The organism is Nakamurella sp., from assembly GCF_048594475.1.
Classification (GTDB): Bacteria; Actinomycetota; Actinomycetes; order Mycobacteriales; family Nakamurellaceae; genus Nakamurella.
Window position 1 is genome coordinate 1 of record NZ_JBMDXT010000484.1, and the last position, 14,663, is coordinate 14,663.

General features: G+C 74.1%; 15 protein-coding genes. 12 read left to right on the plus strand and 3 right to left on the minus strand.

The genetic code is table 11. From position 1 onward, the window contains the following. Window positions 1-34 precede the first annotated feature (34 nt). Window positions 35-970 carry a RecB family exonuclease gene (locus ACOJUF_RS21715; RefSeq protein WP_420123921.1) on the plus strand — a complete coding sequence of 312 codons (936 nt, stop codon included), beginning with the start codon at window positions 35-37 and terminating at the stop codon, window positions 968-970. A gap of 27 nt (window positions 971-997) precedes the next feature. Here ACOJUF_RS21715 and hisG read toward each other — a convergent pair whose 3' ends face one another. Next, window positions 998-1,843, minus strand: a complete 846-nt coding sequence (hisG, locus tag ACOJUF_RS21720; RefSeq protein ID WP_420123894.1) for an ATP phosphoribosyltransferase — start codon at window positions 1,841-1,843, stop codon at window positions 998-1,000. A gap of 73 nt (window positions 1,844-1,916) precedes the next feature. Continuing rightward, entirely contained in the window at window positions 1,917-2,180 is a 264-nt protein-coding gene (locus ACOJUF_RS21725) for a phosphoribosyl-ATP diphosphatase (RefSeq protein ID WP_420123895.1), read from the minus strand. An 89-nt stretch (window positions 2,181-2,269) separates the two neighbouring features. On the opposite strand from ACOJUF_RS21725, the gene ACOJUF_RS21730 reads away from it, so the two are divergent. The 11 genes from ACOJUF_RS21730 (at window position 2,270) to ACOJUF_RS21780 (ending at window position 13,514) form a co-directional block, all read left to right on the plus strand. Continuing rightward, window positions 2,270-2,848, plus strand: coding sequence for an NADPH-dependent FMN reductase (locus ACOJUF_RS21730; protein ID WP_420123896.1), 579 nt, complete (start codon window positions 2,270-2,272; stop codon window positions 2,846-2,848). Beyond that, the gene (locus tag ACOJUF_RS21735; RefSeq protein WP_420123897.1) at window positions 2,845-3,417 is read left to right on the plus strand and encodes a helix-turn-helix domain-containing protein; all 573 of its coding nucleotides are present in this window, start codon (window positions 2,845-2,847) and stop codon (window positions 3,415-3,417) included. Before ACOJUF_RS21730 ends, ACOJUF_RS21735 begins: the two co-directional genes overlap by 4 nt. Window positions 3,418-3,490: 73 nt before the next feature. Further along, complete coding sequence (locus ACOJUF_RS21740) at window positions 3,491-3,829, plus strand: ArsR/SmtB family transcription factor (RefSeq protein ID WP_420123898.1); 339 nt, start codon at window positions 3,491-3,493, stop codon at window positions 3,827-3,829. A 94-nt stretch (window positions 3,830-3,923) separates the two neighbouring features. Then, window positions 3,924-4,412 (plus strand): NADH-quinone oxidoreductase subunit B family protein, encoded by a 489-nt coding sequence (locus tag ACOJUF_RS21745; RefSeq protein ID WP_420123899.1) that lies wholly within the window; start codon window positions 3,924-3,926, stop codon window positions 4,410-4,412. Beyond that, window positions 4,409-6,523, plus strand: coding sequence for a proton-conducting transporter membrane subunit (locus ACOJUF_RS21750; RefSeq protein WP_420123900.1), 2,115 nt, complete (start codon window positions 4,409-4,411; stop codon window positions 6,521-6,523). Before ACOJUF_RS21745 ends, ACOJUF_RS21750 begins: the two co-directional genes overlap by 4 nt. Next, window positions 6,520-7,461 (plus strand): respiratory chain complex I subunit 1 family protein, encoded by a 942-nt coding sequence (locus tag ACOJUF_RS21755; protein WP_420123901.1) that lies wholly within the window; start codon window positions 6,520-6,522, stop codon window positions 7,459-7,461. Before ACOJUF_RS21750 ends, ACOJUF_RS21755 begins: the two co-directional genes overlap by 4 nt. 5 nt (window positions 7,462-7,466) lie before the next feature. Then, entirely contained in the window at window positions 7,467-8,129 is a 663-nt protein-coding gene (locus tag ACOJUF_RS21760) for a hypothetical protein (RefSeq protein WP_420123902.1), read from the plus strand. Further along, window positions 8,129-9,685, plus strand: a complete 1,557-nt coding sequence (locus ACOJUF_RS21765; RefSeq protein WP_420123903.1) for a proton-conducting transporter membrane subunit — start codon at window positions 8,129-8,131, stop codon at window positions 9,683-9,685. The genes ACOJUF_RS21760 and ACOJUF_RS21765 overlap by 1 nt, the downstream gene beginning before the upstream one ends. Before the next feature lie 8 nt (window positions 9,686-9,693). Continuing rightward, window positions 9,694-11,184 (plus strand): NADH-quinone oxidoreductase subunit C, encoded by a 1,491-nt coding sequence (locus ACOJUF_RS21770; RefSeq protein ID WP_420123904.1) that lies wholly within the window; start codon window positions 9,694-9,696, stop codon window positions 11,182-11,184. 67 nt (window positions 11,185-11,251) lie between these two features. Beyond that, the gene (locus ACOJUF_RS21775; protein ID WP_420123905.1) at window positions 11,252-12,208 is read left to right on the plus strand and encodes an alpha/beta fold hydrolase; all 957 of its coding nucleotides are present in this window, start codon (window positions 11,252-11,254) and stop codon (window positions 12,206-12,208) included. A 91-nt stretch (window positions 12,209-12,299) separates the two neighbouring features. Continuing rightward, window positions 12,300-13,514 (plus strand): GAF domain-containing protein, encoded by a 1,215-nt coding sequence (locus tag ACOJUF_RS21780; RefSeq protein WP_420123906.1) that lies wholly within the window; start codon window positions 12,300-12,302, stop codon window positions 13,512-13,514. A gap of 161 nt (window positions 13,515-13,675) precedes the next feature. Here the strand turns inward: ACOJUF_RS21780 and ACOJUF_RS21785 are convergent, their stop codons facing one another. Then, complete coding sequence (locus tag ACOJUF_RS21785) at window positions 13,676-14,569, minus strand: hypothetical protein (RefSeq protein WP_420123907.1); 894 nt, start codon at window positions 14,567-14,569, stop codon at window positions 13,676-13,678. Window positions 14,570-14,663: the final 94 nt, after the last annotated feature.

Genomic DNA, 14,663 nt, shown 5'->3' on the forward strand with positions numbered 1-14,663 from the left:
GCCCGCAACGGCCGCGCCCGCGCCCGCGACGGCCCTGCCCGCGACCGCCGCTTCCGCGACCGCCGTGCCCGCGACGGTCGGAACCGACGCGCCCCCGCGCCGCCGGTTGGCCCTGTCCCCATCCCGGGCGAGCGATTTCAAGTCGTGCCCGCTGCTGTACCGGCTGCGGGCGATCGACCGGCTGCCCGAGCCGCCGAGCCCGGCCGCCGTGCGGGGCACCCTGGTGCACGCGGTGCTCGAGGCGATGTTCGGGCAACCGCCGGCCGACCGGACCCCGGACCGGGCGGTCGCGCTGGTCGGGCCGACCTGGGAACGAATGGCCCAGGACTGTCCGGACCTGGCCGGCCTGCTGCCGCCCGACGACGTGGCCGCCTGGCTGTCCTCGGCCCGGTCGCTGGTCCGCAGCTACTTCGACCTGGAGGACCCGCGCCGGTTCGAGCCCGAGGCATGCGAGTACGCGGTGGAGATCGACACGGCCGACGGGGTGCCACTGCGGGGCTTCATCGACCGCCTCGATCTCGCGCCCACCGGCGAGCTGCGGATCGTGGACTACAAGACCGGGCGCTCCCCGGGGCCGGACTTCGAGGGTGCGGCGCTCTATCAGCTCAAGTTCTACGCGCTGATGATCTACCGGCTGCGCGGGGTGGTCCCGGCCCAGCTCAAGTTGATCTACCTGGCCGACGGGCTGTCGCTGCAGTACGCCCCGACCGAGGCGGAGCTGCTGTCCTTCGCCCAGTCCGTCGGCGCGCTGTGGCGGGCGATGGTCGCCGCCGTGCAGAGCGGCAACTTCCCGGCCCGGCGGGGCCAGATGTGCCGCTGGTGCAGCCACCAGGCGCTGTGCCCGGAGTTCGGCGGAACCCCCCCGCCCTATCCGGGCCCGCCCGAGCCGGCCCCGACGGCCGGCGACCCGATGGCCCCGAACCCGATGGTTCCGAACCCGATGGCCACGGACCCGGCGGTTCGGGTCTAGGCGGGACGCCGGGCTCGCCGGCAGGGGCTAGAGGCGGCTGGTCCGGATGTCGGACGCGACCATGGCCCGGGCCCCCAGGTCGTACAGCGCGTCCATGACGGGGTTGATCTCGGCCCGGCGGACCATCGCGCGCACCGCCCGCCAGGCCGGGTCGGCCATCGGGGAGACGGTCGGCGATTCCAGTCCCGGGGTGATGGCGGTGGCCCGGCCCAGCAACTCGATCGGGCAGTCGTAGTCCAGCATCAGGTACTGCTGCGCGATGACCACGCCCTGCAGCCGGTTGCACAGCTGCGCCGCGGCCGGCGACGGCTCGGTGTCCAGGCGGGCGAACAGGGCCGCCTCGGACTTGAGGATGACGTCCCCGAACGCGACCAGGCCGTGCTGGCGGAGCGACCGGCCGGAGTCGACGACGTCGGCGATCGCGTCGGCCACCCCGAGCTGGATCGAGATCTCGACCGCACCGTCCAGCCGGATGACGTCGGCGGCGATGCCGTGGGCGGCCAGGTCGTTGCGGGTCAGGTTCGGGTACGACGTCGCGATCCGCGCGCCGGCCAGGTCGCTGACGTGCCAGTCCTTGTGCTCGGGCCCGGCGTAGCGGAACGTCGAGTAGCCGAAGCCCAGGCTGGTCAGCTCCTGCACGGGGGCGCCGGAGTCGGCGGCCAGGTCGCGGCCGGTGATGCCCAGGTCCAGCTCGCCCGATCCCACGTAGACGGCGATGTCCTTGGGCCGCAGGAAGTAGAACTCGACGTCGTTGGCCAGATCCAGGACGCTCAGGTCGCGGGACTCGGACCGCCCGCGGTACCCCGCCTCGCGCAGCATCGCCGCAGCCGGCTCGGACAGCGTGCCCTTGTTGGGCACGGCAACTTTCAACATGTCGGCAGATCTCCTTCAGGCCCGGCCGGTCCGGCCGGGACGGCATGCCACTGTGTCACGGGCGGGGGGGGGTTCACAGGTACCGGTACACCTGCTCGAGCGTGATGCCGCGGCCGATCATGATCACCTGCGCGCGGTAGAGCAGCTGCGAGATCTCCAGGGCCAGACTGTCGTCGTCCTCGTGCTCGGCGGCCAGCCACACCTCACCGGCCTCCTCCAGGAGCTTCTTGCCCTGGGCGTGCACCCCGGCGTCGAGAGCCTGCACGGTGCCCGATCCCTCGGGCCGGGTGCGGGCCCGGTCGGTCAGCTCGGCGAACAGCGAGTCGAACGTCTTCACGGGCGTCGATTCTGGCAGAGCCCGGTCAGGTTCCACGACCACGCCTGCTCGTGACTGACTGACGGTCAGTCACTTGGTATGGTCGTCGCATGGACACCACCCTCGAACTGGGACTGATCCCCGGGAGCCTGCGGGCCGAGTCCGTCACCCGCCGCCTCGCCCACGTGTTGGCCGGTCTGACCCCTTCCCTGTTCCATGGCCGCGTCCTGGAGATCGGCGACCTGCCGCTCTACAACGAGGACCTGGACGTGGGGATGACCACGACGCCGCCGGCGCCCTGGACCCGCTTCCGGAACGAGGTTCGACGCTGCGACGCCGTGCTGTTCGTCACCCCGGAGTACAACCGGAGCGTGCCGGCTCCCTTGAAGAACGCCGTCGACGTGGGGTCCGCACCTCATGGTCAGGGCGCGTTCACCGGCACGCCGGCCGCGATCATCAGCGCCTCGCCGGGCCGCATGGGCGCCTTCGGTGCCAACCACCACCTGCGCCAGTCCCTGGTCTTCCTCGACATGCCCACGATGGCCCAGCCCGAGCTCTACCTGGGCGACAGCGACCGCCTGTTCGACCCGGCCGGCCGGCTCCGGCATGAGGACATGCGCGACCGGCTCGTCGCGTACCTCACGGCGTTCTCGGCCTGGTGTCACCGGCAGATCCGGGTCCCGGCATGACGGCGGCGCCGTCGGGTCGGGCCCGCCGCGCGCCGGCCGCGCGACGGGAAGCCGTCCTTGACGCCGCGCGGACGCTGTTCATCGAGCAGGGGGTCGGCGCCACCACGATGGCCCAGATCGCCGACCGCGCGGGCGTGGCCAAGGGCACGGTCTATCTGTACTTCGCCTCGAAGGACGCCATGCTCGGCTGCCTGGAGGCCGAGTTCGAATCGGACATCGTCCGCCGGACCCGGGCCTGGTGCGACGGACACACCGAGATCGCCGATGCGGTGCCGGCCTGGTGCGCCGGCCTCGTCCATGCCTACCTGGCCACCCGACCCGTGCACGACATGCTGTTCCTGGGCCGCACTCCGACCACCCGGGCGGCCGTCGCCGACAACGGCCTGATCGACGACCTGCACACCCTCCTGGCGGACGCCGGACGGCCCCACCCGGCCGACGTGGCCGCCTTTCTGGTCGGCGGCATCACGGTGATGGTCGATCGCGCCCTGCTGCACGACGACCATCCGGACCAGCAGAGGCTGGCCGACACCGCGCGCCGCTTGGCGTCCGCCGTTCTCGACCACTGATCTTCCGACGCCGCGCATCGATCGTGCTATATTCGCTGCAATTGCAGATATTCGCAATTGCAGGGAGAACAGGATGACCAGGCCGCTCTACCAGGTCAAGGCCGACTTCTTCAAGACGCTGGGTCACCCGGTGCGCATCCGCGTGCTCGAGCTGCTCGGGCAACGAGAGCACGCCGTGTCCGAGATGCTGCCCGAGGTCGGCGTCGAGGCGGCCAACCTCTCGCAGCAGCTCGCGGTCCTGCGCCGCGCCGGCCTGGTCGCGACCCGCAAAGAGGGCTCGGCGGTCTACTACTCGCTGACCAGCCCGCGGGTGTCCGATCTGCTGGCGGTCGCCCGCGGCATCCTCACCGAGGTGCTGACCGAGCAGCTCGGCGTCATCAACGACCTGCGCGCGCCGCTGCCGCCGGTCTGACCCACCGGCCCACCGGTCGCCCGTCTCCGTTCCCGTTCCCGGTCCCGTTCCGATTCCGGACCCGTCCCCCGCCGACCACGTCAGGGAGTTCGTCATGCTCGCGCTCTGGCGCAAGATCCGGGCCACCGGCCGGGTCGCCGAGCCGGCCCCGCCGGCACCGGCGGCCTCGACGGTGCCCGCGGCGGCCCGCGCGCTGGGCGGCTCGGTGCAGCTGCGCCACGTCGACGCGGGGTCCTGCAACGGCTGCGAGATCGAGATCGGGGCGGCGTTCGGCCCGGTCCACGATGCCGAGCGGTACGGCGCCCGCCTGGTCGCCTCGCCCCGGCACGCCGACGCGCTGCTGGTCACCGGGGTCGTCACCCGCAACATGGCCGAGCCCCTGCGCCGCACCTGGGCGGCCGTGCCCGAACCGAAGCTGGTGGTCGCGGTGGGTGACTGCGCCCGCACCTGCGGGCCGTTCCGCGGCGCCCCCGGGGTCGCCGGCTCGGTCGGCGACGTCGTCCCGGTCGACCTGGAGATCCCCGGCTGCCCGCCGCGGCCCGACGCGATCGTCGAGGGTCTGCGAAAGCTGACCGGTCGATGACCGCGCTGACCGCCGGCCTGATCGGGGTGCTCGCCGCCGGGTCGGCGTCCGTGGTCGCCGGCCTGCTGGTGCCCCGGGCCCGGCGGGCGGCGGTGGTCGGCACCGGCCTGACGGTCGTCGGGATCGCCGCCGTGGTCGCCGGCGTCGCCGCCCTGGCCGGCCAGACCGCGACCATCGCGGCCCCCGACCTGCTGCCGCTGTTCGGGCTGCAGTTCATGGTCGACCCGCTGGCCGGGATCTTCCTGGTCATCACCGGCGCGGTGACCGTCGCGGTCGGCGTCTACGGCATCGGCTACGGCCGGGCGGCCGGACCGGGCCGTCAACACGGCCACGCACACGGCCAGGGACACGGACACGGGCACGGACACGGGCACGGACACGGGCTGGACGATCGGGGGGTCCAGGCCGTGCTGCCGCTGTTCGTGCTGGCCATGCTGGCCGTCCCGGTCGCGGCCGGCGTGGCCACGCTGTTGCTGTGCTGGGAGCTGATGGCACTCACCTCCCTGCTGCTCGTGCTGGCCGAGCACCGGCAGCGACCGAGCGTCGCCGGCGCCGGTCGCTGGTACGCGGTGATGACCCACCTCGGGCTGGTCGCCGTCCTCATCGGGCTCTCGACGTTCACCGCGCACGCCGCCGACGGCTCGTTCGCCGCCCTGCGGGCCGCGGCGCCCACCCTCACCCCGGCGGTGGCCGCGACGGTGTTCGTGGCCACCGGCATCGGATTCGGCTCCAAGGCGGGCATCGTCCCGCTGCACGCGTGGCTGCCGCGGGCCCACCCCGAGGCCCCGAGCAGCGTGTCCGCGCTGATGTCGGCCGCCATGGTGAACCTGGGGGTCTACGGCATCGTCCGGGTCGGTTTCGACCTGCTCGGCGGCGCCGCACCGGCCGGCTGGTGGTGGCTGCTGGTGCTCGGGCTGGGCGCGGTGTCCGCCGTGCACGGGATCTTGCAGGCCGCGGTCGGCACCGACCTCAAGCGGCTGCTGGGCAACTCCACGACCGAGAACATGGGCCTGGTCCTGATCGGGGTCGGCGCCGCCGGGTTCTTCGCCACCGCCGGCGAACCCGACCTGGCCGCGCTGGCCATGGCCGCGGCCCTGCTGCACCTGCTCAACCACGCCGCGTTCAAGACGGTGCTGTTCACCTCCGCCGGGTCGGTGGTGCAGGCGACCGGACGCCGCGACCTGGACGACCTGGGCGGCCTGGCCACCGGGATGCCGGTCACCACGGCGGCGTTCGGGGTGGGTGCGCTGGCCGCCTCGGCGCTGCCGCCCGGCGCCGCGTTCGTCAGCGAATGGCTCCTCCTACAGGCCCTGATCCACGGGCTGCCGGCCGCCGGGGTGACCGCGGCCATCGTGCTGCCGCTGGCCGTCGCGGCGATCGCGCTCACCGCCGGGCTGGCGGTGGCCACGTTCGTCAAGGCGTTCGGCATCGGCTTCCTGGCCCAACCCCGCACCGCGGCCGCGGCGGCCGCGACCGAGGGCGCGGTCACGATGCGGGTCGGTATGGGGCTGGCCGCCGCCGCCTGCGTCGCCCTGGCCCTGGCGCCCACCCTGGTCCTGCCGGCCGTCGGCACCGTCGCGGCCACGGTGGTCGGCGGCGGCGACCCGATCCGCGTCGACGGCCTGACGATCCGGCTCGTCGGCCGGCTCGGCGAGACCGTCGGGTCGCTCTCCCCGCTGATGCTCGCGCTGGCCCTGGTCATCGGCCTGGTGCTGGCCCTGGCCGGGGCCCGGGCCGTGGCCGGCCGCCGGGCCGCCCGCGCCGCCCGGCTGTGGGACTGCGGCGGCGGCCCGCTGACCGCCCGCATGGAGTACTCCGGGACCGCGTTCGCCGAGCCGTTGCAACGGGTGTTCGACGACGTGCTGCACGCCGAGCAGGACGTGGCCGTGTCCCACCACGACGAGGCGCACTACCTGGTGCAGACCATCGAGTACCGCCGGCGGGTGCCGGACCGGATCGAGCGGCGGCTCTACGACCCGGTCCTGCGCGCGGTGGCCGCGTGGGGCGAGGCCGGGCGCCGGCTGGCCACCGGCAGCGTGCACCGGTACCTCGGGTACGGCTTCGCCGTGCTCTGCGGGCTGCTCGTCCTGCTCGTGGTGGTGCCGGCATGACGGGCTTGCTCACGGTGGTCCTGCAACCGGTGCTGGTCGTGGCCCTGTCCCCGTGGCTGCTCGGGCTGATGCGGCAGGTCCGCGCCCGGATGGAGGGCCGGGCCGGCCCGGGCATCGGGCAGCCCTGGCGGGACCTGCGCAAGCTCATGCGCAAGGAGCCGATCGCCCCGGCCGGTACCACGGTGGTGTTCCGCACGGCCCCGTTGGTGCTGGTGGCCACCTGCCTGGTGGTGGCCGCGGTGACCCCGCTGATGAGCACGGCCGCCGCCGTCGACCCGCTGTCCGACCTGTTCGCGGTCGTGGCCCTGCTGACCCTGGGGACGGTGGCGTTGGCGCTGGCCGGGATCGACACCGGCACGGCGTTCGGCGGTCTGGGGGCGAGCCGGGAGGCGACGATCGTCGCCCTGGTCGAGCCGACCCTGCTGGTCGCGATCTTCGCCCTGTCCGTGCCGGCCGGCTCGACCGACCTGGGCGCGATCGTCGGTGCGACGCTGGCCGACCCGGCGCAGGTGCTGTCCCCGGTCAGCCTGCTCGCGGCCGCCGCGCTGGTCGTGGTGATCGTCGCCGAGACCGGGCGGTTGCCGGTGGACAACCCGTCCACCCACCTGGAGCTGACGATGGTGCACGAGGCGATGGTCCTGGAGTACGCGGGGCCGGACCTGGCCCTGGTCGAGCTGGCGGCGGCCATGCGGCTGACCCTGTTCCTGGGGCTGCTGGCCAACCTGTTCCTGCCGTGGGGCATCGCGAGTGGCGGCGGGCCGGTCGCGCTCGCCGTCGGGGCCGTCGCAGTGGTGGCCAAGGTGGCCCTGCTCGGCGCCCTGCTCGCGGCCGGTGAGATGTTCCTGGCCAAGCTCCGGCTGTTCCGGGTGCCCGAACTGCTCGCCGGTTCCTTCGTCATGGGGCTGCTGGCCGTCGGCGCCTCCTACTTCCTGGCCTGACGCCGATGACCGACGACCTGTTCACCCAGCTGCTGAATCTGACGGTCGGCGCGATGCTGCTGCTCGCCGTGCTGATCCTGTGGCGTCGCGAACTGGCCGCGATCATCACCCTGTTCGCGGCGCAGGGGCTGGCCCTGGCGGCGACCGTCGGGGTGATCGCCCTGCACGAGGGGTCGGTCGAGCTGGCGGTCGTCACCGCGCTGGTCCTGGCCCTCCGGGCGGGGATCCTGCCCCGGCTGCTGCGGCGCACGCTGGCCGCGGCAGGGCCCAACCGGCGGGAGACCCGGCCGCTGGTCAACGTGGTGGCCTCGCTGCTGGCCGCGGCCGGGTTGACCCTGCTCGCCTACGCGGTGGCCCAGCCGCTGGTGGCGCTGGAGCCGTCACCGGCCACCCACGCCATCCCCGCGGCGCTCGCGGTCGCGCTGATCGGCTTCCTGGTCCTGGTCACCCGCCGGCTGGCGCTGTCGCAGCTCGTCGGGTTCCTCCTGCTGGACAACGGGATCACCGCCGTCGGGATCCTGACCACGGCCGGGATCGGGGTGGTCGTCGAGCTGGGCATCTCGATGGACGTCCTGCTGGTGGTCATCGTGCTCCAGGTGCTCAAGTCGCGGATCCGCGCCGCGTTCGGCGCCACCGACCTGGACGAGCTGCGGGAGTTGCACGACTGATGGACACCGTGACCACCCAGCTGACCACCCAGCTGACCACCCAGCTGACGACCGCAGGCCCGGTGCTGGTGCCGTTGCTGACGGCGGGCGCCGTGGCCGCCCGGCGCCGGCACGACGAGGTGGCCCGGGTGGCCGTCGCCGGAGCGGTCGCCCTGCTGGCCGTGGCCGTCCGGCTGGCGGTGACGGTGGTCACGCAGGGCCCGGTCACCGACCCGACCGGGCTGCTGACCGTCGACGCGCTCAGCGCGTTCATGCTGCTGGTCGTCGGAGCGGTCGCGACGGTGGTCGCCCTCGCCACACCCGCGCACCTCCGGGTCGAGATGGCGGCCGGCCGGCTGGACCGGGCCGGCCGGACCCGCCAGCTGGTGCTGGTCCAGCTGTTCCTGGCCGCGCTGGCCGGCGCGGTGGCGGCGGGCAGCCTCGGCGTGCTGTGGGTGGCGCTGGAGATGACCACGGTGCTGACGGCTCTGCTGGTCGGTCAGGGCGGCGGCCGGGGCAGCGACCGGGGCACGGCCGAGGCCGCCTGGAAGTACGTGATCATCTGCTCGACCGGTATCGCGCTGGCCCTGCTGGGCACGTTCGTGCTCAACGCCGCCGCGCACCGGGCCGGCGCCGGGCTGGACTGGGCGGGCCTGACGGCCGCGGCGCCGCACCTCGATCCGGGGGTGACGCGCCTGGCGGTGCTGCTGCTGGTCCTCGGGTTCGGCGCCAAGGCCGGCCTCGCGCCGCTGCACGCCTGGCTGCCCGATGCCTACTCCCAGGCGCCGGCGCCGGTGTCGGCGCTGATGTCCGGGGTACTGAGCAGTGTGGCCTTCTACGCGGTGCTCCGGGTCAAGGCGGTGGCCGACCCGGCGCTGGGACCGGACTTCGCGCGCCGGTTGCTGCTCGTGCTGGCCCTCGCGTCGATCGCGCTGGCCGCGTCGCTGCTGATCGCGCAGCGCGACTACACCCGCATGCTGGGCTATTCGAGCATCGAGACCATGGGCCTGCTCGCGCTCGGCGCGGCGGTCGGCAGCCCGCTGGCGATGGCCGCCGTGCTGCTGCAGGTCCTCGGGCACGGGCTGGTCAAGAGCGGGCTGTTCCTGGGCGCCGGCCGGCTGCGGCAGCTGACGGGCAGCAGCCGGATCGCCGACGTGCGCGCCCTCGCCGCCCGGGAACCCGTCCTGGCCTGGGCCTTCGGGCTCGGGATGCTCGCCCTGCTCGGGTTTCCGCCGTTCCTGCTGTTCGTCGGGGAGCTGGGCATCGTCCGGGCCGGGTTCGCCGACGGGCTCGGCTGGGTCACCGCGGCCGCCCTGCTGATGCTCCTGGTGGCCGCCGGGTCGTTGCTCAACGCCATCAGCCGGATGCTGTTGGGCGCTCCCCCGGCCGGCGGGCCGAGCGGCTCCGGGCCGGCCGGGGCGACGGCGCTGGCCACCCGCCGGCGGGCCCGGGTCGAGGCCACCACCGCCGCGATGATCGTCGCCCTGACCACCTGCGCCCTGCTGGGCGTGACCCTCGGACCGCTGACCGGCCTGCTGGACCAGGCGGTCGCCGTCGCCACCGGAGGAACACCGTGACCACGGGCATGAACAGCACGACGGGGGCCACCGAGCTGGACGCCGACGACCTGCTGCCGGCCGCGCAGACGCTGCTCGAGGGCGGCTTCCGGCTGGCGCTGATGGCCGGCCACGACGACGGGCCGGGCGGCGGGCTCCGGGTCGTCTACCTGTTCCTCCAGCCGGGGAACCCGCGGCGCGTGCAGTGGCAGGTCCGCTGCGACCGGTCGGCCCCGACGATCCCCAGCCTGGCCGGCATCTCGTTCCCGGCCGGCCGGTTCGAGCGGGAGATCCAGGACCTGTTCGGCATCCGCCCGGCGGACCACCCCCGGCCGAGCCGGCTGGTCCGGCACTTCCACTGGCCCCGGGGCTGGCACCCGATGCGCCGCGACGCCGGTCCCCCGCCGGCCTTCGGCGAGGTCGACGGCCCGTTCCCGTTCCGCACCGTCGAGGGGCCCGGGGTGCACGAGATCCCGGTCGGCCCGGTGCACGCCGGCATGATCGGCCCCGGGCACTTCCGGTTCTCGGTGGTCGGCGAGACGGTGCTGAACCTCAAGGCCCGCCTGTGGTTCACCTACCGCGGGGTCGAGAAGCTCTTCGAGGGAACCACTCCCGCGGCCGCGGTGGAGCTGGCCGAGCGGATCAGCGGCGACACGTCCGTCGGGCACGCGCTGGCCCTGTGCCGGGCCGTTGAGGACGCGGTGGATGCCTCGATCGACCCGGCCGCGCAGCGGATCCGCGCGATCCTGCTCGAGCTGGAGCGGCTGTACAACCACATCGGCGACATCGGCGCCCTGGCCAACGATGTCGGGCACGGGATCCTGAACGTCCACGCGTTGCGGATCCGGGAGCGGTTGTTGCGGGTGAACGACCGGGTGACCGGCCACCGGCTGCTGCGCGGCGCGGTGGTGCCGGGCGGGGCGCGGATCCGGACCCTGCCCGATCCGACCGAGCTGGCCGCCATCGCCGCCGACTGTGCCGAGGTGGTCGACCTCGCGCTGGGGCACAGCGTGCTGCGCGACCGGTTCGCCGGGACCGCGGTCCTCACCCACCGGCAGGCCGCCGACCTGGGCACGCTCGGGTACGTCGCCCGCGCCAGCGGGGTCCAGGTGGACGCCCGGTACGACCACCCGGTGCCCGGGCTGGTCCACCCGCCGGTCGAGCCGGGCCCGACCGACGGCGACGTGCTCTCCCGGTTCCTGGTCCGGGCCCGGGAGATCGCGGCCTCGGTCCGGATGGTCGGCGAGACGGTCGGCGCGGTGGACACCACGACCCCGCGGGAGGCGGGTCCGGGCGCCACCGGCCCGGCCGCCGGCGTCGGCATCGCCGAGGGCTGGCGCGGCACGAGCGTGCACCGGGTCGAACTGGACGGCCGGGGCCGCCTCACCCGGGCCCGCGTGGTCGACCCGTCGTTCTTCAACTGGCCGGCCCTGCCGCTGGCCATGGCCGACACGATCGTCCCCGACTTCCCGCTGGCCAACAAGAGCTTCAACCTGTCGTACCCGGGTAACGACCTGTAGCGCGGCGCCGCGTGCATCGTTGCTGCAACCCTCGACGGGCCGGGGAGCGACGACCAGGGTCGACGGGATGACGATCAGCGACATCATCAGCACGACGACGGTGGACGAGGCGGCCGAGCACTACGGGCTCGGCCGGGGCCGGGTGCGGGCCGGCGACCTCACCTTCGAGTACCTGGAGGCCGGCACGGGGCCGCTGGCCCTGTGCCTGCACGGGTTCCCGGACAGTCCCTTCACCTTCCGGCACCTGCTGCCCGAACTGGCCGACGCGGGCTTCCACGCCGTCGCCCCGTTCATCCGTGGTTTCGCGCCGACCGAGTTGCCGCCCCTGCGCACCTGGGTCCACACCTCGGTGATGGTGACCGACCAGATCGCGTTGGCCCGGGCCCTGGGTGGTGGACCGGACGCGCTGCTCGTCGCGCACGACTGGAACGCCGTCGCGGCCTGGGGCGCGCTCGGCCGGGCCCCGGACGCCTTCGGTCGCGCCGTCGTCATCAACATCCCGCCGTTCGACATCTTCGCCGAGAACCTGGGGACCTACGAGCAGATCAAGAAGAGCTTCTATTTCTGGTACTTCCAGATGCAGTCGGTCATCGAGGACCGGATCCGGCAGGACGATTTCCGGTTCATCCAGGACATCTGGGGCGACTGGTCACCCGGCTACGAGGCGGACGAGGACATGGTGCACATCCGGCGCGCCCTGGCCGATCCGGACCACCTGCACGCCGCACTCGGGTACTACTGGGGCCAGTTCGACCCGGGCCGGTTCGGCTCGCCGCAGTGGGCGGCCCAGCAGGAGGCGGCCTGGGGCGGCAGCGTCACGCAGCCGGTGCTCTACCTGCACGGCACCAACGACGGCTGCCACGGCATGACGCCGGAGCAGACGGCGGCGGTCCCGGCCTACGCCGGGCCCGGGTCCGCGGCCGAGCTGATCGAGGGTGTCGGCCACTTCATGCTGGTGGAGAAGCCGGCCGAGATCAACAAGCGGATCACCGACTGGCTGGGCCGGACCGGCAGGGGGCGCTGACCGGCCCGCCCCCGGTCGCGCTTCTGTCGCGGCTGTCAACCGGAGCACAATGGGGTCGAGCCCTCATCGACGAGGTAAGGAACCCGCCCGGATGACATCCGCGACCGGTGCCGACGCCGATCCGTGCGCGGTCCGCCGCGACACCGATCTGCGGCGGCATGCCCACCTGCTGCACCGGATGCACGACGCGATGCTGGACGGGGCCCCGTCGCCCGGCCCACCGCGCGGTGTCGTGCAGCGGTCCTGGCACCGGATGCGGGCCGCCGGGCACGACGCCGACCGGATCGGCCGGGTCGAGCCCGCCGACCGGCGCTCGGTCGAGGAGCGGCGGCGGCGGACGCCGTTGGCCATGGTCATCGACGGGCTGCGGGACAGTCTGGTGTCGGTGGCCGATCAGGCCGGCTACCTGATGATGGTGACCGACGCGGAAGGCATGGTGCTCTGGCGGGCGGGGAGCCCGCTGATCCGCCGCCGGGCGGATGCGGTCGGCTTCGCGGACGGCGTCCGGTGGACCGAGCAGACGGCGGGCACCAACGCCATCGGCACCGCCCTGGTGGAGCAGACACCGGTGCAGCTGTTCTCGGCCGAGCACTACACCCGGCCGCTGCACGGCTGGACGTGCACCGCCTGCCCGCTGCACGATCCGCGCACCGGAGCGCTGCTGGGCGTGGTCAACCTGTCCGGCGAGGCCCGGGACGCGCACCCGGAGACCGTGGCCCTGGTGCGGACCGCCGTGCGGTTCGCCGAGGCCGAGCTGTGGCGCCGGCGGGAGACCGGGCTGAATGCGTTGCGGGCGGTCGCCGGTTCCACCCTGGTCCGGGCCGGTGGTCCGGCCCTGCTGGTCGACGCGGACGGCTGGGTCGCCTCGGTCAACGGCATCGCCACCACCGGCCGCGTGGCGGCCCCGGCCGCCGGGCACCCGGTGGTCGTGCCGGGGGTGGGCCGGTGCCTGCCCGAACCGGTCGCCGGCGGCTGGCTGCTCCGGCCCGAGCCGGGCGGAGCCGGCGGCGCGTTGCGGCTGCGGCTGGATCGATCGGCCGTTCCCGCGCAGGCCGTGCTCGACGGCGGCCCCGGCCCGGCGTGGCGGTACCCGCTCAGCCCGCGGCACCACCAGTTGCTGGTGTCCCTGATGGCGGCCGGCCCGTCCGGGCTGACCGCGGCGGCGCTGTCCACGGCGGTCTACGGCGAGGCGGGGCACGACATCGCCGTCCGCGCCGAGATGTCGCGGCTGCGACGCCGGCTCGGCGGCGTGGTGCTCACCCGGCCCTACCGGATCTCCCCGGACGTCGTGGTCGACCCCGCCTGAGTGGGCCGCCGCTGGCCCCGCTCGGCGGGTGCCGGCCCGGTCGGGTGGGATCGGTCGGTCGCTGTCTCAGCCGGTCGGGTCACCCCGGTTCAGCTCGGTCGGTCGGTCGGTCGGGTCACCGGGTTCTGTTCAGCCGGTCGGCCGCTGGCAGGCGGTTCGGGTCAGCCGGCCCCGGTCAGCAGGTTCCGGTCGGTGACGGCGAACTCGGGCGAAGAGACCAGGCTGGCGGCGCGCGCGTCGTCCCGCAGCACACGGGTCGTGGCCGGATCCGTGGGGGTGATGATGAGGAACCGGCCGTCCCCGGCGGCGATCCAATCGCCGGTCGGGGCCCAGAACGCCGGCCCGAACTGGTAGTTGGCGTCCGGCGGGGCGGCCGGGAACGAGAGCAGGGTGCGGGCGCCGGCGCCGGCGTCGAGCACCACCGCGGTCTGTCCGTCCGTGGTGACGGTGTCGACCCGCTCACCCGCGGCGTTGACGGTCGGGGCGGGCAGCTGCGCCGGCTCGGCCGGCAGGTCGGACGACGGGACGTCCTGGACCTGACCCGTGACCACGTCGACCACCTTCTGCCAGCCCGGCGCCAGGTGCAGTCCCGGCGACCGGTCCGCTCCGGGGTCGGCCACCCGGAACATGGTGATCTCGAGCCGGCCGTCGGACCGCCAGACGAGTTGCGGGCCCATCTCCTTGGTCGCCGTGGTCGCTCCGCTCGCCGGGGCCGCCCGGGTGGCCCCGTTCGTTGCCGGGGCGCCTGTGGTCGTGGTCACCTGGTCGCCGACGCACAGCGCGTCCTTCTCCGGTTGCCCGGACGCCGCGACCACGCGCACGCAGCGCGGCCCGGCGGCGAAATAGGCGACGGTGCCCTGCAGAGTGGGGTCGGGCTGCGCAGCCAAGGACGGAAACGCCGGTGGCGCCCAACGGTCGGCGGTGACGACCTCGACGACCACGGTGACCAGCAGGACCGTCAGCACCGCACCGATGGCGATCGCCGCCATCAGGCCCCATCGGGGTCGCCGCCGCGGTCGCGGGCCGACCGGTTGCACCGTGACCGGGCTGCTCATGACGCCTTCTCTCACCGGCAGCGGTGCGCAGGCGGCCGCCGGCGCACCGACCGATGCTCAGCCTGCCGTCGCCCGTCGCCACGTGGCAAAGCAC